This is a genomic window from Paraburkholderia caledonica NBRC 102488, from assembly GCF_000685095.1.
In the GTDB taxonomy this organism is placed as follows: Bacteria; Pseudomonadota; Gammaproteobacteria; order Burkholderiales; family Burkholderiaceae; genus Paraburkholderia; species Paraburkholderia caledonica.
Genome location: NZ_BAYE01000007.1, coordinates 216716 through 234460, shown reverse-complemented (window position 1 = coordinate 234460; position 17745 = coordinate 216716). Strand labels below are relative to the sequence as shown.

The following is a 17745-nucleotide window of genomic DNA, read 5'->3' as shown; positions in this document are numbered from 1 at the left end:
TAACAGGTGATGAGCCGAATGACGCATCGTTTCTCCTGGCTGCGATTTGCCGCAGCGGCCTGCGTCGCGGGCACGGTCTTCATGGCTGTGCCGGCGCACGCCGGTATCTTCGACGACGATCAGGCCCGTCAGGCCATTCTCGATCTTCGGTCGAAGACTGACAGCCTGTCGAGCCAGTTGTCGGCAGCACAGCGCACGATCCTCGATCAGTCCAACCGTCTCGACCAGATGAATCAACAGGTCGCGACGCTGCGCGGGCAGAACGAGGACATGGCTAATCAGCTCGCCACGCTGCAAAAACAGCAGAAGGACTACTACACCGATCTGGACACGCGCCTGAAGAAATTCGAGCCGCAGCAGCAAACGGTGGATGGCGTTCAGGGCGAGGTGCAGCCGGGCGAAACGGAGTCGTTCAATGCGGCTTCACAGCAGTTCCGCAACGGCGACTTCAAGAATGCGGCGGCGTCGTTCCGCAGCTTCATCTCCAAGTATCCGAACAGCCCCTATCAGCCGACCGCGCAGTACTGGCTCGGCAACGCGCTCTATGCGTTGCGCGATTACAAGGGCTCGACGGCGACCTGGCAGGGTGTGGTGAAGAATTATCCGCAGCATCCGCGAGCGCCTGAGGCATTGATGGCAATCGCGAATAATCAGCTCGAGCAAGGTCAGAAGGCCGCGGCCAAGAAGACGCTCGAGCAGATCGTCGCGCAATACGGCGGCTCGGACGTCGCGCAGTCGGCGCAAAGCAAGCTGTCGCAGATCAAGTAGTCGCAGTAGTGTCGAGCAGTTGGCAGTAACGCGCAGTGTCCGTGAGCGCCAAAAAAGATGGTCACGCGCGCCTCTCGCTGAAAAGCCTGGGTCTTCACGCCCCGGGCTTTTCACTATCTGAACTTCACTAACGTGTACATCGGATTGCTCGGAACTGGTTGACAGTCCTCCGGGGCTATCGCTATAATTTCGCTTCTCTTTTGGGTCGTTAGCTCAGCTGGTAGAGCAGCGGACTTTTAATCCGTTGGTCACAGGTTCGAATCCCGTACGGCCTACCAAAAGATTCGAGGGCTTACACGCGTCAGCGTCGTAAGCCCTTTTCTTTTTTCGTCGCTGTCTTCTTTTCGTCGCTGTTTTTCTTTGCAGCGCGCGCTCCGCTAGTCTCCTGACAGCGCTCTTCTCGTCAAGAACAACGAGCGCAAACAACACGGCGAAGTCCACAGCGAAAACAGTCCACAACTCGCCGCGATTTCTCGTTACGCCCCCGACTTTCCTCACGCGATATTTCGCACATTCCGACAACGCTACGGACTGCGAACGTGAGCATTTATTGAGACATAAAGACGTGCAATGATCGCCGCCGTCTGCCAATCCGCCGAGAACCGACGGACGCAGACGCTCTCGCAACACCGCAACCTGCGGCGCTTTCATTCCATCGATATGACCAATTTCCTGTTCGATCTCGCTTCGAATCTTGCGTTGCTGGCGATCGTGCTCGTTGCGTGCAATGGGTGTAATCGCCTGATACCCGGCGCCGCGATAGACGGCTCTCGCGTATTTTCCGCGCTGGCGCTCGCCGCTATGCTGCTGGATGCAGCCCTCACTTTCCTTGTCTTCGCCGACGCCCGCACGCGTTATGGCCAGTTCAGCTCGCCGACGGCGTTCTTCGTACGCAGCGCCGCATATGCGCTCGCAATCGTTGCGGCAGTTGCGTGGCGCAGTCTGGGTCGTCGAAACCGACCCACCAGATCGACGTTAGGCAAGACGTTGGTCATTCCGACATCGCCCTACTCCGACTCGCACCTGCCGATGTAAAACGCGTCGCGCGAGCTTGAGGCGTCGCGGGAACGGTCCTTGCGAAGCCTCGCGCCTTCACCTATAACTTTCCAAGACCAAGCGGTATCCGGATGAGATTCGGCCACCCAGGCGCCCGCCGCAGCATCGCGTCACGTCGTAAATCAGTCAGAGCAAGTTCACCGATTGGGGAACATCTTGGATTTCGAAACCGTACGCGTTTTCATGATGACCCGCGGCATCGACCTCGGCGTCAAAGTACTCGGTGCGATCGCCTTGTGGATCGTCGGCCGCTGGGTCATTGGACTGACTACCCGCTTGCTGCGTGCGGTGCTGATGCGCAACAGCCGCGTCGACCCCACACTCGCGCATTACCTCGGCTCGATTCTCGGCGCGTTATTGAACCTGCTTCTAATCCTCGCGATCTTGCAGGTATTCGGCGTGCAGACCACTTCGTTCGCCGCGCTTCTCGCCGGGCTCGGCCTCGCGATCGGCACGGCGTGGGGCGGACTGCTCGCGCACTTCGCGGCCGGCATCTTCATGCAGGTGTTGAGGCCGTTCAAGGTCGGCGACTTCGTGACCGCGGGCGGCGTCACGGGCACCGTCTCTGAACTCGGTTTGTTCGGCACGACCATTGTCACGCCAGATAACGTAACGACGATCGTCGGCAACAACAAGATTTTCTCCGACACGATTTCCAATTACAGCGTGCTGCCGGTGCGACGGGTCGAGCTGACAGCGAAGATCGCGAACGGCGTTGACGCGACGGACGCGATGAACCGGCTGAAGGCCGCCATCGCCGAAATACCGAACGTTGCGGAAAGCCCCGCGCCCGATGTCGAAGTGCTGAGCTTCACGCCTGAAGGACCGCTGCTTTGCGTGCGACCCTATGCACACAATGAGCATTACTGGCAGGTGTACTTCGACACTAACCGCGCGATCATTCAGACATTCCGCGAGGCCGGTTACCCGACGCCGGAAACCCCGCTCGCGCCGCGTGCAGTGACGTGACCGTGCATGCAGGCGTGTGGCCGCGCACGCAAAAAAACGGCGTCGCAATTTACGCGACGCCGTTTGCTCATGCGAGTAGGTTAGCGGACTAAGCGCCCGAGCCGGCGTTAGCCAGGCTTCGACGCACTCTTGCGCATCATCTTCCAGAGCGCGCCCAGCACGACCGGCACGATTGCAGCGCCAATCCCGACGAGCACGATCACATTCAGATATTGGCGGATAAACGGAATATTGCCGAAGAAATAGCCGAGCAGAACAAGCAGCAATACCCAAAACAGCGCGCCGGCGACATTGAACAGCTGAAACCGGCTAACCGTCATCTCCGAAGCACCCGCGACAAACGGCGCAAACGTCCGCACAACCGGAATGAAGCGCGCAAGGACGATGGTCTTGCCGCCATGTTTCTCGTAGAAGTCATGTGTTTTCTGCAGCGCGCGCCGGTCGAGAAAACGCTCGAGCAGCGGAATATGCGAATTGAAAACCTTCGGCCCAATCGCTCGTCCGATCGTATAGTTGACGGTATTGCCCGTGGTCGCCGCGACGAACAGCAAGAGGATCAGTAGACCGAGACTCATCTGCCCAGACGCGCAGAAAGCCCCGCCGATAAACAGCAACGAATCGCCCGGAAGAAACGGCAGAACCACGAGCCCCGTTTCGCAGAACACAATCAGGAACAGCACCGCATAGACCCAGGCGCCGTACACGTGGATGAATTCTCCCAGGAACTTGTCGATGTGCAGCACAAGATTGGCTAGATGTAGCAGCGTGTCCAAAAAGCGTCCTTTATGAGGCAAGAGTGAACGTGGCAGGAAGGTCGGCAGCAGACCTCCGGGATAGCGGCGAGCGCTCGCTCGCCGCCCAAATTGACCGCGTCATCATACAGAAAGTGCCCGGGCGAACTTCGAAAATCTCCGGCTCGTTTCCGCCATCCGAGGACCGCCGCGCCGAATCGCTATAATTTCGCCATGTCCGAATTTTCCGAAACGCCTGTCGACGCCACGGCCGCCGCCGCTACACCGGCTGTGCGCCCGCTGCGGGCAATCCTGCCGCTGCCCGATCAGCTCATCAGCCAGATTGCCGCCGGCGAAGTGGTCGAGCGGCCCGCGTCGGTGGTGAAGGAGTTGCTTGAAAACGCCCTCGACGCGGGCGCGCAAACGCTTCGCATCATGCTGGACGAGGGCGGCGTCAAACGTATTTCGATCACCGACGACGGCTGCGGCATTCCCGAGAACGAACTTGCACTCGCGTTGATGCGCCACGCGACCAGCAAGATCCGCTCGCTCGCCGAGCTCGAGGCCGTCGCGACGCTCGGGTTTCGCGGCGAGGCGCTGGCCTCGATTGCGTCGGTCGCGCAGATGACCATCACGAGCCGCACGGCCGATGCGCCGCATGCAGTGCGCGTCGATGCACAAACCGGCGTGCTGAGCCCGGCTGCGGGCACGCAAGGCACCACCATCGAAGTGCGGGAGCTGTACTTCAACACGCCCGCGCGCCGCAAATTCCTGAAAAGCGAACAGACAGAACTCGGCCATTGTCTCGAACAGATTCGCCGTGCTGCGCTGGCGCGACCGGACGTCGCCATTTCGGTCCTGCACAACGGCAAGGCCGTCGAGCATTGGAACGCGAGCGAACCGCCTGCGCGAGTCGCGAAGATACTCGGCGAAACTTTCGCGACGGCTCATCTGCCGCTCGATGAATCCGCCGGTCCGCTCGCCGTCTACGGTTGCGCGGGTTTGCCGACCGCAAGCCGCGGACGCTCCGATCAGCAGTACTTCTTCGTCAACGGCCGTTTCGTCCGCGACAAGCTGCTGACGCACGCGGTGCGCGCCGCTTATGAAGACGTGCTGCATGGCGACCGTTATCCGTCATATGTGCTGTTTCTCGATCTGCCGCCCGAAGCGGTCGACGTGAACGTTCATCCGTCGAAGATCGAAGTTCGGTTCCGCGATTCACGCTCGATTCATCAGTTCGTTTTCCACGCGGTCCAGCGTGCGCTGGCGCGCCATGCGGGCGCGTCGCCGGAGACGACCGCAGGCGGGCATGCGGCGCATCTGCAAGCGTTGGCGGACGGAGCGGTTTCGTTGGGGACTTCACCGGGCGGCGCCGACGTTGCGGGATTCGGCGGTTCCGGTGCGGGCAGCTTTGTCGGCGGCTCGAGTTCGAACGGCACGCCGGGACCGGCGGGCGGCGGCTTCAGCGCGTCGCAAGCGGGCAATACGTGGATGCGGCAGTCCCGCATGACACAGGGCACGCTGCCGGTCGCCCAACCGCTCGCTTTCTATGACGCGTTGTTCGGCCGCAAGGACACCAGCGCCGGAACTGCGCAAGGCGCGACGCTTTTCGAAGCACGCGATTCCGCCGCCGAAGGTCCGTCTCCCTACAACTCGTCAGCGCCCTACGCACCGCCCGCGTTCAATCCCGCCGACGATCAGCCGCTCGGCTTCGCGCTCGGCCAGATTCACGGCATCTATGTGCTTGCGCAAAACGCGCATGGGCTCGTGATCGTCGATATGCACGCCGCGCACGAGCGCATTCTTTATGAGCAGTTCAAGAACGCGCTCGCCGACCGAACGATTGCCGTGCAGCCGTTGCTGATTCCGCAGACGATGCAGGCGGACCCCGTCGAAATCGGCACAGTGGAAGAAGAGCGCGACACGCTCGACGCACTCGGCTTCGACCTGGCCGTTCTGTCGCCGACCACGCTCGCCATCCGCGCGGTGCCGGCGCTGCTGAAAGACGCCGACCTGCAGGCATTGGCGCGCGCGGTGCTGGCCGATCTGCACGCTTACGGCGGCTCGCGTGTCCTGACCGAGCGTCAGCACGAACTGCTCGGCACGCTCGCCTGCCATCACGCGGTGCGCGCGAACCGGCGTCTCACGCTGGACGAAATGAACGCGCTGTTGCGTCAGATGGAAGCGACCGAGCGCGCCGACCAGTGCAACCACGGGCGTCCCACGTGGTATCAGTTGACGCTCTCCGACCTCGACCGCCTCTTCATGCGCGGACAGTGACGGTGCGTTTTTCGAGGCTCGATTGCCGAGCGCCGGCACGTTCATGAACGCACGCACCGCTACGCCCATTCCGTGCCTGCTCGGCCCGACTGCGTCGGGCAAAACCGCAGCTGCTTTGGCCCTGGCCGCGCGGCGGCCGGTGGAAATCATCAGCGTCGATTCGGCGCTCGTGTATCGCGAGATGGACATCGGCACCGCAAAGCCTACCGCCGACGAGCGGGCGGTAGCGCCACATCATCTTATCGACATCGTCGATCCCGCCGACGCCTACTCCGCCGCGGAATTTCGCGCCGACGCGCTCCGGTTGACCGCAGAGATCAGTGCGCGAGGCCGGCTGCCGCTGCTGGTCGGTGGGACGATGCTGTACTACAAGGCACTGACTCAAGGGCTCAACGACTTGCCCGCAGCCGACACGACTGTCCGCGCGCAACTCGACGCCGACGCCGCGCGCGATGGCTGGCCCGCGCTGCATGCACGCCTGGCTGCCGTCGATCCGGCGACTGCCGCGCGCCTTGCGCCCAATGATTCGCAGCGGATCCAGCGCGCGCTCGAAGTGTTCTTGCTAACGGGTCAAGCGATGTCCGCATTGCTGGCCGCGCCCGCTCGCATCGACGACGCAGCGGCGCAGTGGCGCTTCGCGCCGATCGCACTCGAGCCGTCGGACCGAAGCGTGCTGCACGCGCGCATCGAGCAGCGTTTCGATTCCATGCTTGCGAGCGGCTTTGTCGATGAAGTGGTGAAGCTGCGCGAACGCGGAGATTTATCGCCCGAGATGCCGTCGATGCGTTGCGTCGGCTACCGGCAGGTCTGGGAATATCTCGATGGAACCGTCGACTACCCGACCATGCGCGACAAAGGCGTGTTCGCGACGCGGCAATTGTGCAAACGGCAACTCACATGGCTGCGCAGCATGAACGAGCGGGTGGTGGTGGACTGTTGCGACCCAAACGCGAGCGCGCAGGTGCTTGATCTGATCGAAGCGCTGGTTTCACAACCTGTCTGATGCGCTTCGTTGAAGTAAGTTGAAGCACTTTGAAGCACGTGGAAGCACTGCGCTTTCGAGCTACCCAGACGGGAAGCTTGCTGGCGGACTGCTAGACCTCAGAAACCTTGAAACTGCGAGCCAGCGCGGCGTTTAATATTCACGCCGCGCTGGCTGCCAATCTTTACACCACGACCGTCTGTGCTTCACCCGGCGCGCTCTCGCGAATCGTGCCGATCTTCCAGACCTGCTCGCCGGCTGCGGACAACAGACCGATTGCAGCGTCCGCGTCAGCAGCCGAGACGACCACCGCCATCCCGATACCGCAGTTGAATACGCGGTGCATTTCCGCATCCGCCACGCCGCCGTGTTTTTGCAGCCACGAGAAGAGCGGCGGCAGCGGCCAGCCGCGATGATCCAGCTCGGCCGTCAGGCCTTCGCGCAGAACCCGCGGAATATTTTCGACCAACCCGCCACCGGTGATGTGCGCCATGCCCTTCACGGCGATTTGCTGCATCAGCGAGAGAAGCGGCTTAACGTAAATGTGCGTGGGCGCCATCAAAGCGTCGGCTAGCGAACGGCCGTCGAAATCCGCATTGAGATCTGGCTGCGCGCGCTCGATGATCTTGCGCACCAGCGAAAAACCGTTCGAATGAATGCCGCTCGAAGCAAGGCCCAGCACCACGTCGCCGGGAGCAATGGTGCTGCCGTCGATAATCTTGCTTTTTTCCACCGCGCCGACCGCGAAGCCCGCGAGATCGTATTCGCCGTCCGGATACATGCCCGGCATTTCAGCCGTCTCGCCGCCGATCAAGGCACAGCCCGCCAGTTCGCAGCCGTAAGCGATACCCTTGACGACCGTTGCCGCCGTGTTCACGTCCAGCTTGCCGCAGGCAAAGTAGTCGAGGAAAAAGAGCGGCTCGGCGCCTTGCACGAGAATGTCGTTCACGCTCATGGCGACCAGATCCTGGCCGACGGTGTCGTGCTTGTTCAACTCGAACGCGAGGCGCAGCTTCGTGCCCACGCCGTCCGTGCCCGATACCAGCACCGGTTCCTTGTACTTCTTCGGCACTTCGAACAGCGCGCCGAATCCGCCAATGCCGCCCAGCACGCCGTCGCGCATCGTCTTTTTGGCAAAGGGCTTGATCGCGTCGACAAGGGCGTCGCCCGCGTCGATGTCCACGCCGGCGTCGCGATACGACAGACCTTGGGCCGAACCGGTTGAATTCGGGGCGGATTTCGGTTGATTCATGGGGGAGAGCTCGAAGGTCGGTAAAATGCGATTTTACCCGATGCCGATCGAGAGTTGGCGCTTCAGCGCTTACTCTGGTCCCATACAGCGTTGCCGGCCGGCTGGCTGGAATTTGAATCATCCGTTCCGGCGACACCAGGAAACAACATTGCAACAGAACTCCTCGATACTGACTCCGGTCCAGCGCCGCGCTTCCATCTGGCTAGCCATCGCGCTCGGCGTCGGCATTCTGCTGTGGCTCTTGAGCCCCGTCCTCACGCCGTTTCTGCTCGGCGCGATTCTCGCGTACATTCTGCAGCCAGGCGTCGCGTGGATGGTGCGCCGGCGCGTGCCGCGCGCGATCGCTGCGTTGCTGATGATGCTGCTTTTCACGTTGCTGGTGACAATGCTCGCGCTGCTGGTTTTCGCCGTCATCCAGAAGGAAGGCCCGCAGCTGCGGCAGCAGGTGCCGCAATTGTTCGCCCATGTGAATGCGTGGCTGCAGCCCAAGCTCGCCATGCTGGGGCTCGCCGATTCGCTGGATTTCGCGAGCGTGCGCGATCTCGTGATGGGCCAGTTGGAAGGCAGCGCGCAGACGGTCGCGCGTTATGCATGGACCTCGATCGTGACGAGCGGCAACGTCATGATGACCGTAATCGGCAATCTCGTTCTGGTGCCGCTCGTGCTGTTCTATCTGCTGTACGACTGGAACCGCATGCTGCTGCGCGTACAGGGCGTGGTGCCGCGCCGCTGGCTCGACAAGACGCTGCAACTCGCGCGCGACATGGATCAGATGCTGTCGCAATACCTGCGCGGCCAGTTACTCGTGATGGGCGTGCTCGCGGCGTTCTATGCGGTGGCGCTCAGCATCGCCCGCTTTGAGATCGCGCTGCCGGTGGGCATTTTCACCGGGCTCGCAGTGTTCATCCCGTACATTGGCTTTGCGACCGGGCTCGCGCTGGCGCTTCTTGCAGCATTGCTGCAGTTCGGCAACTGGTATGGCTTTGGTGCGGTGGCTGTGATCTACGGCGTCGGTCAGATCGTGGAGAGCTTTTTCCTGACGCCGCGCCTCGTCGGCGAGCGGATCGGGCTGCACCCGCTCGCAGTCATTTTCGCGTTGCTCGCGTTCGGGCAACTGTTCGGCTTTTTCGGCGTGCTGCTTGCGCTGCCCGTGAGTGCGATTTTGTCCGTGGCGGTGCGCGAATTGCGGCAAAGCTATCTGGAAAGCACCCTGTACAACAATTGACCTTCTGCTCCAGTGACCCGGCTCGCCAGGACGATCGGCAGCCTCAGCCCTACTTTCGGCATTAACCTACTGTGCTTCGTCAACTGACGCTCGATCTCGGCACTCCGCCGCCATCGACATTCGACAATTTTTTCGCTGGCGCAAACGCCGAGCTGGTGACGCGCCTGCGTGAACTCGACGGCGCGCTTGCGGCCGGGCCTGTCGCCGATCGCACCTTCTATATCTGGGGCGAAGCGGGCAGCGGTCGCACTCACCTGTTGCAAGCGCTCGTGCACGAAGCGCCGCCGGGGCACGCGCGCTTCGCGGGTCCGCAAAGCGGCCTTGCCGCGTTCAGTTTCGATCCGCGCGTGGCGCTCTATGCGATCGACGATTGCGACGGCCTGTCGGCCGCGCAGCAGATCGCCGTGTTCAATCTCTTCAACGAAGTGCGCGCGCATCCGACGAGCGCGCTCGTCGCCACCGGCAACGCGGCGCCGATCGGCATGACGGTGCGCGAGGACCTGCGCACGCGGCTCGGCTGGGGTCTCGTGTTCCACCTCACGCCGCTGCCCGACGAAGGCAAGGCAGCGGTGCTGAAGCACGCAGCCCGCGAGCGCGGCATCATGCTGGCCGACGACGTGCCGGCCTATCTGCTCACGCATTTTCGTCGCGACATGCCAAGCCTGATGGCGCTTCTCGACGCGCTCGACCGTTTCTCGCTCGAACAGAAGCGCGCGGTTACATTGCCGCTTTTGCGCACGATGCTGGCTTCGCCGGGCGCGGACGGGCCCGCCGCGTCGTCCGCCGCTTCAAGTAAAATAGATCCCCATGGCTAATCTCGCACTCTTCGACCTCGATCACACGCTCATTCCCACCGACAGCGACCACGAATGGGGCCGCTTCATGGTGAAACACGGCATGGTCGACGGCGAAAATTTCGCTCGTGAAAACGACCGCTTTTATGCCGACTACAAAGCCGGCAAGCTGGACATTCACGCCTATCTGATCGCCATGCTCACGCCGCTCGCGAAATACACGCGCGCGCAACTCGCGGACTTTCACGTGCAGTACATGCACGAAGTGATCACGCCGGCCATCCTCCCGGCGGCCGTCGAACTGGTCAAGCGGCACCGCGAAGCCGGCGACCTGTGCTGCGTGGTCACCGCGACCAACGAATTCATCACCCGTCCCATCGCGAGCGCGTTCGGCGTAGACACGCTGATCGCCTGCGAAGCGGAAACCGTCGACGGCCAGCCGCACTCGGCCTACACCGGCCGCCCCACCGGCACGCCGAGCTACAAGGAAGGCAAGATCGTGCGCACCGAGGCATGGCTTGCGTCGCTCGGCAAGAGCTGGAGCGACTTCGAGCGCAGCTACTTCTACAGCGATTCGCACAACGACATTCCGCTGCTCGAAAAAGTCACCGATCCGATCGCAACGAATCCCGACGACACATTGCGCGCCCATGCGCAGGCCAAAGGCTGGCGCATCCTCGAACTCTTTCAACCCACGTGATCAAAAAACTCATCCGTAAGCTATTCGGCCAGGACACAGCGTCCGCCGACGACACCGTGCCGGCTGAAGCCGACTCAGACGAACCCGGCAGCGCACCGGCACGCAATGCAGCAGGCGCCGCGGGAACCGGCCGCGCGCGCCGCAAACCGGCCCGCAATGGCGTGCCCGCAAATACAGTGCGCGACCCGGACGTGCCGGTCATCATTCCGCACGACGTACACGGCATCGACCCCACGCTGATCTCGCGCAACGCGATTCGCGTGACCGAAGGCCTGCAACAGGCGGGGCACCGCGCGTTTATCGTCGGCGGTGCGGTGCGCGACCTGCTGCTCGGCATCAAGCCGAAAGACTTCGACGTGGCGACCGACGCCACGCCCGAACAGGTGCAGAAGCTGTTCCGCCGCGCGCGCATCATCGGCCGCAGGTTTCAGATCGTGCATGTGCAGTTCGGCCAGGAAATCATCGAAACCTCCACGTTCCGCGCGCTGGTCGATCCGCCCGCCGCTGACGCCGCGCCGCCGCGGCGCCTGAAACGCGACGAGCTGGATCGCCGCACGCACGCGGTCGACGCAAGCGGACGCGTGTTGCGCGACAACGTGTGGGGCGAGCAGCACGAAGACGCCACGCGCCGCGACTTCACGATCAACGCGATGTACTACGATCCCGCCACCGAAACCGTGCTGGACTATCACAACGGCATGGCGGACGTGCGCGCGCGCCTGCTGCGCATGATCGGCGACCCGGCCACGCGATATCGCGAAGATCCTGTGCGCATGCTGCGCGTGGTGCGTTTTGCGGCAAAGCTCGACTTCGAGATCGAAGACGCGACCCGCGCGCCGATCGTCGAAATGGCCGACCTGATCAACAACGTGCCGGCCGCGCGTCTGTTCGACGAGATGCTGAAGCTCATGCTGTCCGGCCACGCGCTCGCCTGCCTGAAGCGCCTGCGCCAGGAAGGCCTGCATCGTGGTTTGCTGCCCTTGCTCGACGTCGTGCTCGAGCAGCCCACCGGCGAGAAATTCATCACGCTCGCGCTCACCAACACGGACGCACGCGTGCGCGCCGGCAAGCCGGTGTCACCCGGCTTCCTGTTCGCCACGCTGCTCTGGCACGACGTGCAACAGCGCTGGCAGAAGTTTGAAGCGAATGGTGAATATCCGGTGCCGGCGCTGCATCGCGCGATGGACGAAGTCCTCGACATGCAGACGGAAAAGCTCGCTATTCACAAGCGCTTCTCGTCCGACATGCGCGAGATCTGGGGCTTGCAACTGCGCCTCGAAAAACGCTCGGGAAGAAGCGCGCTGAAGCTGCTGGAACACCAAAGATTTAGAGCGGGGTATGATTTCCTCCTGTTGCGCTGCGAATCGGGCGAACTCGATGAGTCGGTCGGAGCGTGGTGGACGGAGTTCATCGAAGGAGACATCGCGGCGCGTGAAACATTGCTTACGCAAGGCGGGAAGGACCGAAGCCCCAGAAAACGACGGAGACGCAGCAGTGGCGCGAGAAACCGCAAATCGGGCGACGGAATGGAGGGCGGCACGCCAGCCGAACGCACAGACGCCGAAGCGGGCCATGAAGGCCCGCACGAAGACTGACGCAGCGTTCGCTGAAGCCGTCGAACGATAGTTGCAGGAAGTTATGCCATGACGGTTGCTTATCTCGGCCTCGGCGCGAATCTCGGGGACGCGCGCCAGACCCTGAAAGACGCAGTGGTGTGCCTCGCACAACAGCACACCATCACCGTGCTCGCCAAGTCGAGCCTATATCGCACGGCCCCGATCGACGCGGGCGGTGACGACTATTTCAACTGCGTCGTAAAGATCGACACGACGCTGCCCGTGCGGCATCTGCTTGCGCTGTGCCACAAGATCGAGCATCAGTTCGGCCGGGAGCGGCCCTTTCGCAATGCACCGCGAACGCTCGATCTCGACATCCTGCTTTTCGGCGATCAATCGATCGACGAAGCCGATCTGATCGTTCCGCATCCTCGCCTCGTCGAGCGTGCTTTCGCGCTGGTGCCGCTTGTCGAAATCGACGCTGCGCTGATCATTCCGCGACATGGGCGCGCCGACGCGCTGCTCGACGCCGTGCGCGATCAGCGCATCGAGAAAGTGAAAGGACCCTGCCAGTGCCCGATGCTGAACGCAGTCGCCGCGGGCAAGGGCCGCTGCGAATGAATTCCACACCGCTTACCGTCACCGCGCCGCAATTGCGGCCTCCATTCGGCTATCTGGCGATCGAAGGACCTATTGGCGTCGGCAAGACCTCGCTCGCGCGGCGTCTTGCGCAACGCTGGTCCATGCAGGAACTGTTCGAGAGGCCGCAGGACAATCCTTTCCTCGAGCGCTTTTATCGCGACACCGCGCGTTATGCGTTGCCCGCGCAATTGCACTTCGCGTTGCAACGCGCGCAGCAGGCTCAGGAAGTGAACGCGGCGCAAGTGGCGGGCACGCCGCTCGTAGCCGATTTCATGACGCAGAAGAACGACATCTTCGCGCGCCTCACGCTGCAAGAAGACGAGTGGCATCTGTATCGCGCGCTCGCCGCACGGCTGGAAGTGAGCGCGCCGGCGCCGGACTTCGTCGTGTATCTGCAGGCGAGTCCCGAAGTTCTCTTCTCGCGCATTCAAAAGCGCGCAGTGCCGATGGAGTTGCAGATTTCCGATGCGTATTTGCATGCCCTTTGCGACGCCTACAACGAATTCTTCTATCACTACGACCGCACGCCGGTGCTGACGGTTAACGCCGAACATTTGAATCCGCTCGACTCCGACGCGGACCTTGCGCTGCTCGCCGAGCGCATCGAAACCATGCGCGGACGCAAGGAATTCTTTGTCAAGGGCACGTCGCTCTGAGCGGCGCGCGCCTCTCTCTTCAACGGATCGACCATGACCTATTTGCAGGAGACGAGCCGCAGCGCCGTCACCGTGCCAAAACTGCAGGCAATGCGCGATGCTGGCGAGAAAATCGCCATGCTCACCTGCTACGACGCAAGCTTCGCCGCGCTGCTGGATCGCGCGGGTGTCGACGTCATGCTGATCGGCGACTCGCTCGGCAATGTCCTGCAAGGACAGACCACCACACTGCCGGTTTCGCTCGCCGACATCGCCTATCACACGGCGAGCGTGGCGCGCGCGCGGCCGTCTGCGCTGATCGTCGCGGACTTGCCGTTCGGCACCTATGGCACGCCGGAACAAGCGTATGGAAGCTCCGTCGAATTGATGCGCGCGGGCGCGCAGATGGTGAAGCTCGAAGGCGGTGAATGGCTCACTGACACTGTCCGTTTCCTCGTGGAACGCTCAATTCCGGTGTGTGCGCATGTCGGGCTAACGCCGCAATCAGTGCATGCCTTTGGCGGCTTCAAGGTGCAGGGCAAGACCGAGGAAGGCGCGAACCAGTTGTTGCGCGACTCGCTCGCCATGCAAACGGCCGGCGCGCAGCTCATCGTGATGGAAGCGATTCCGACGCTGCTCGCGAGCGAAGTCACGAAGCAGTTGCGGATTCCAACCATCGGGATCGGCGCGGGCCTCGACTGCTCGGGTCAGGTGCTGGTATTGCACGACATGCTGGGCATCTTTCCCGGCAAGCGGCCGCGTTTCGTGAAGGATTTCATGGTCGGGCAGCCAAGTATTCTTGCCGCGGTGGAAGCGTATGTGCAGGCCGTGAAGGACGGGACTTTTCCTGGGCCTGAGCACTCGTTCTGAGAGTACTTTCGCGGGGACGATATCAGCGTGGCCGCGTTTCGGTGTTTCTAGCGGGCAATCCGAGCCGGCAGCGCGCCACGCAATGCATTGCAAACCAACAGCGCTTCGGCGCTCAATACGTCAGCCTCTGTCAGCACCTTTTCAGCCGCCTGCAGATTAGCGTCGTCTTCAAGCAGGATGCTTCGCATCACACCGGGCAGCACGCCCGACGCGAGCGGCGGCGTCCACCACCGCCCCGCCAGCTTCACGAATACGTTCGAGCGCCCGCCTTCCGTCAACTCGCCTCGTTCGTTGAAGAACAACGTGTCGAAGGCGCCTTTTGCCTCCGCTTCGCGCCAGCCGTGATCGTACTGCGCACGGTGCGTGGTCTTATGGCGCAGCAGTAGATCGCCGGCTTGGGTCGCCCCAAAATCGTGATCCGTTGCGAGCAGAACGTGGACCGTCGAATCGGCCAACGGCACCAACACCGCGGCCGTAATTTGCGTTACACCGCTCTTGCCTAACGCGACGCGCATGCGGTGCGGTGTGGCCGCGGGCAAAGACGCGCACCGCTCCGCGATCTGCGCGCGAATGCTTGCGGCATCGAATTGAAAGCCTAGCGTCGCGGCACTCGCCGACAGCCTCGCGAGATGGCGCGACACATGGCGCACGCCCTCTTCCCGCGTCGCGTACATGGTTTCGAACAGCTCGAAGCCGGGTTCCGCACCGGTCAGGAAGCGCGCTTTCAATCGACACTCCGCATATTCGTCTTCGGCGACGCTGTCGAGCACGATGCCCGCGCCGATGCCCATCGTGCCGCGCAATTCTCCCGCGGGCGCGGATGGCTTCAAGGTCAGCGTGCGAATCGCGACGGACATGCAGAAGTCGCCACCGCTATTTTCATTCGCCGCCAGCTCGGGCGCGGGTGCATCCAGCCAGCCGATCGCTCCGGTGTAAAGGCCGCGTGGCGTGCTCTCCAGTTCGTCGATCAACTGCATCGTGCGATGCTTCGGCGCACCGGTGATCGAGCCGCAAGGAAAGAGCGCGCGCAATATCGCGGCGAACGACGTGCCGGGCCGCAAAGCGGCTTCAACCGTCGACGTCATCTGCCAAACCGATGCATACGGCTCGACGGAAAAGAGCGCGGGCACTTTGACGGAGCCCGTCTGAGCAACGCGCGACAGATCGTTGCGCAGCAGATCGACGATCATCACGTTTTCGGCGCGATTCTTGGGGTCGTTGCCGAGAAATTCAGCGGCGCCGCGATCCGCTGACGGATCGGCTGAGCGTGGGGCGGTGCCTTTCATCGGGCGCGCGCGCAACGTTGCATTCTGCTTCTCGACGAAAAGCTCCGGCGAACATGACAGCACCCACGCGTTACCAGGCATTGCGATCAAAGCGCCGTACCGAACGGGTTGACGCGCCCGCAACCGCCGATAAAGCGCGATAGGCGGGCCAAATACGTCGAAGCCAAGCCGGTATGTGTAGTTGACCTGATAGGAATCGCCGTCGCGCAGGGCGGCATGAATTGCGCCGATGGCTGCATTGAACTGCGCGGGTTCGACACTCTCGCGCACATTGGCCGTGCCCGCCACAGACGGCTCCGCGAGATCGCCGTCATGTTTTGCGAGCCACGCGTCGACCTCGTCGCGTGAGAGTTTCTCGCAACGCTCGAACAATAAAAAACGCAGCGTGGCGTCGCCATGCTGCGTTTTGAACGACGGGTCAGATGCCCCGCCGAGAAGATGCCGGCCGAACTCGTAGTCGGCGAGCACGATGGCGTGCAGGCCGTGCCGTGCATCCAATTCGGCGGCCTCGCAAACGGCTTCGAGCTGCGCGGCGTCGGCGCATACCCGCTCATGCGCGAGACCGGTGTACAACCTGCTCGAGCGGCGCGCCGCCGACGCGTCGCAATCATCGAGCAATGCAAACACAGCACCGCGCTCATCTGCCGTCATGCGTACCGCCAACTTCTAACTGCCGTTAATCGAAGAAGCTCTTCACCCTATCGAACCAGCTCTTGCTTTGCGGGCTGTGCCGAGCGCCACCTTCCACCAAAGCTTTTTCGAACTGCTTGAGCAGATCGCGCTGCGGTTCCGTGAGCTTGACCGGCGTTTCGACCTGCACGTGCACGTACAGATCGCCGGCAATGCTCGAACGCAAGCCCTTGATACCCTTGCCGCGCAACCGGAACGTCTTGCCCGACTGCGTGCCTTCGGGCACCGTGAAGCTCGCACGGCCCGCGAGCGTGGGCACTTCGATTTCGCCACCCAGCGCCGCCGTGGTGAACGGAATCGGCATCTGGCAATGCAAATCGTCGCCGTCGCGCTCGAACACCGAATGCTGCTTGATATGGATCTCGACGTACAGATCGCCTGACGGCCCGCCGTTGATGCCGGGTTCGCCGTTGCCGGCCGAACGGATGCGCATGCCGTCGTCGATACCTGCCGGGATCTTTACTTCGAGCGTCTTGGTTTCCTTTACCTTGCCCGCGCCGTGGCAGTGAGTGCACGGCTCAGGAATATAGGTGCCGGTGCCATGACACTTCGGACAGGTTTGCTGGATGCTGAAAAAGCCCTGCGACATCCGCACCGCACCCGAACCGCTACACGTCGGGCAAGTTTCCGGCTTGGTGCCGGGCTTCGCGCCCGAACCGTGACAGACTTCGCACGAGACCCAACTCGGCACGCGAATCTGCGTGTCGTAACCATGCGCCGCCTGTTCCAGCGTGATTTCCATGCTGTAGCGCAGATCGGCGCCGCGATACACCTGCGGGCCCGCACGTCCGCCGCCGCCTCGCGCCGCGCCGCCGGCCGCCTGGCCGAAGATGTCGCCGAAAATATCGCCGAAGGCATCGGCAAAGCCGCCGAAGCCTTGCGCGCCGGCGCCGCCCATGTTCGGATCGACGCCCGCGTGACCATACTGGTCATATGCCGCACGCTTTTGCGAGTCCGAGAGCATTTCATAGGCTTCCTTCACCTCCTTGAAATGCTCTTCCGCATCCTTGTTGCCCGGATTGCGGTCGGGGTGGTGCTTCATCGCCAGCTTGCGATAAGCCTTCTTGATTTCGTCGTCGCTCGCGTTCTTTGCGACGCCCAGAACCTCGTAGTAATCCCGTTTCGCCATATCGGTTCAACGCCCCTCGCGAGAGTGCCGCGCGGTGGCTCCTCTTGAATGCTGGAGTCTCACGACTCGTCCGGTCGTGTTTCGTGCCGCCTGAATGCGGCTCAAAACAACGGCCTCCATAAAACAAATGTGCCCGGAGAGCCTAAAAGGCTCGCCAGGCGTGATAACCGCTCTTGCACG

16 protein-coding genes and 1 tRNA gene are annotated in these 17745 nt (G+C 62.4%); 13 read left to right on the top strand and 4 right to left on the bottom strand.

Annotated elements, in window-relative coordinates; translation table 11 throughout:
• The first annotated feature begins 18 nt into the window (after window positions 1-18).
• The 4 genes from ybgF to BCA01S_RS16980 all read left to right on the top strand — a co-directional run bounded on the left by ybgF (window position 19) and on the right by BCA01S_RS16980 (window position 2793).
• On the top strand, window positions 19-768 hold the full coding sequence (gene ybgF, locus BCA01S_RS16995) for a tol-pal system protein YbgF (RefSeq protein ID WP_027777926.1): 750 nt from the start codon (window positions 19-21) through the stop codon (window positions 766-768).
• 202 nt (window positions 769-970) lie between these two features.
• Window positions 971-1046 (top strand) — tRNA-Lys (locus tag BCA01S_RS16990).
• Window positions 1047-1428: 382 nt separating this feature from the next.
• Window positions 1429-1803, top strand: a complete 375-nt coding sequence (locus BCA01S_RS16985) for a hypothetical protein (RefSeq protein WP_027777925.1) — start codon at window positions 1429-1431, stop codon at window positions 1801-1803.
• Window positions 1804-1980: 177 nt separating this feature from the next.
• Entirely contained in the window at window positions 1981-2793 is an 813-nt protein-coding gene (locus BCA01S_RS16980) for a mechanosensitive ion channel family protein (RefSeq protein WP_027777924.1), read from the top strand.
• A 107-nt stretch (window positions 2794-2900) separates the two neighbouring features.
• On the opposite strand, the gene BCA01S_RS16975 is transcribed toward BCA01S_RS16980, so the two are convergent.
• Entirely contained in the window at window positions 2901-3566 is a 666-nt protein-coding gene (locus BCA01S_RS16975; protein WP_027777923.1) for a VTT domain-containing protein, read from the bottom strand.
• A gap of 192 nt (window positions 3567-3758) precedes the next feature.
• Here BCA01S_RS16975 and mutL point away from each other — a divergent pair, with 192 nt between their 5' ends.
• Both mutL and miaA read left to right on the top strand, forming a co-directional pair.
• Window positions 3759-5804 carry a DNA mismatch repair endonuclease MutL gene (mutL, locus tag BCA01S_RS16970; RefSeq protein ID WP_027777922.1) on the top strand — a complete coding sequence of 682 codons (2046 nt, stop codon included), beginning with the start codon at window positions 3759-3761 and terminating at the stop codon, window positions 5802-5804.
• A 43-nt stretch (window positions 5805-5847) separates the two neighbouring features.
• On the top strand, window positions 5848-6807 hold the full coding sequence (miaA, locus tag BCA01S_RS16965; RefSeq protein WP_027777921.1) for a tRNA (adenosine(37)-N6)-dimethylallyltransferase MiaA: 960 nt from the start codon (window positions 5848-5850) through the stop codon (window positions 6805-6807).
• Window positions 6808-6970: 163 nt separating this feature from the next.
• On the opposite strand, the gene purM is transcribed toward miaA, so the two are convergent.
• The gene (gene purM, locus BCA01S_RS16960; protein WP_027777920.1) at window positions 6971-8038 is read right to left on the bottom strand and encodes a phosphoribosylformylglycinamidine cyclo-ligase; all 1068 of its coding nucleotides are present in this window, start codon (window positions 8036-8038) and stop codon (window positions 6971-6973) included.
• Between the two features lie 148 nt (window positions 8039-8186).
• Between purM and BCA01S_RS16955 the strand changes: the two genes are divergently transcribed.
• The 7 genes from BCA01S_RS16955 to panB all read left to right on the top strand — a co-directional run bounded on the left by BCA01S_RS16955 (window position 8187) and on the right by panB (window position 14460).
• Entirely contained in the window at window positions 8187-9263 is a 1077-nt protein-coding gene (locus BCA01S_RS16955) for an AI-2E family transporter (protein WP_027777919.1), read from the top strand.
• A 71-nt stretch (window positions 9264-9334) separates the two neighbouring features.
• A complete protein-coding gene (gene hda, locus BCA01S_RS16950; protein ID WP_027777918.1) occupies window positions 9335-10078 on the top strand; it encodes a DnaA regulatory inactivator Hda in 744 nt (247 codons plus the stop codon).
• Entirely contained in the window at window positions 10071-10757 is a 687-nt protein-coding gene (locus BCA01S_RS16945) for a histidinol-phosphatase (RefSeq protein WP_027777917.1), read from the top strand. Before hda ends, BCA01S_RS16945 begins: the two co-directional genes overlap by 8 nt.
• Complete coding sequence (gene pcnB / locus BCA01S_RS16940; RefSeq protein WP_027777916.1) at window positions 10754-12352, top strand: polynucleotide adenylyltransferase PcnB; 1599 nt, start codon at window positions 10754-10756, stop codon at window positions 12350-12352. The genes BCA01S_RS16945 and pcnB overlap by 4 nt, the downstream gene beginning before the upstream one ends.
• A 48-nt stretch (window positions 12353-12400) precedes the next feature.
• A complete protein-coding gene (gene folK / locus BCA01S_RS16935) occupies window positions 12401-12934 on the top strand; it encodes a 2-amino-4-hydroxy-6-hydroxymethyldihydropteridine diphosphokinase (RefSeq protein ID WP_027777915.1) in 534 nt (177 codons plus the stop codon).
• Entirely contained in the window at window positions 12931-13611 is a 681-nt protein-coding gene (locus tag BCA01S_RS16930) for a deoxynucleoside kinase (protein WP_020069714.1), read from the top strand. Before folK ends, BCA01S_RS16930 begins: the two co-directional genes overlap by 4 nt.
• Before the next feature lie 33 nt (window positions 13612-13644).
• Window positions 13645-14460, top strand: coding sequence for a 3-methyl-2-oxobutanoate hydroxymethyltransferase (gene panB / locus BCA01S_RS16925; RefSeq protein ID WP_027777914.1), 816 nt, complete (start codon window positions 13645-13647; stop codon window positions 14458-14460).
• Between the two features lie 47 nt (window positions 14461-14507).
• On the opposite strand, the gene pabB is transcribed toward panB, so the two are convergent.
• The gene (pabB, locus tag BCA01S_RS16920) at window positions 14508-16397 is read right to left on the bottom strand and encodes an aminodeoxychorismate synthase component I (protein WP_027777913.1); all 1890 of its coding nucleotides are present in this window, start codon (window positions 16395-16397) and stop codon (window positions 14508-14510) included.
• Window positions 16398-16422: 25 nt separating this feature from the next.
• Complete coding sequence (gene dnaJ, locus BCA01S_RS16915; protein WP_027777912.1) at window positions 16423-17565, bottom strand: molecular chaperone DnaJ; 1143 nt, start codon at window positions 17563-17565, stop codon at window positions 16423-16425.
• Window positions 17566-17745 lie beyond the last annotated feature (180 nt).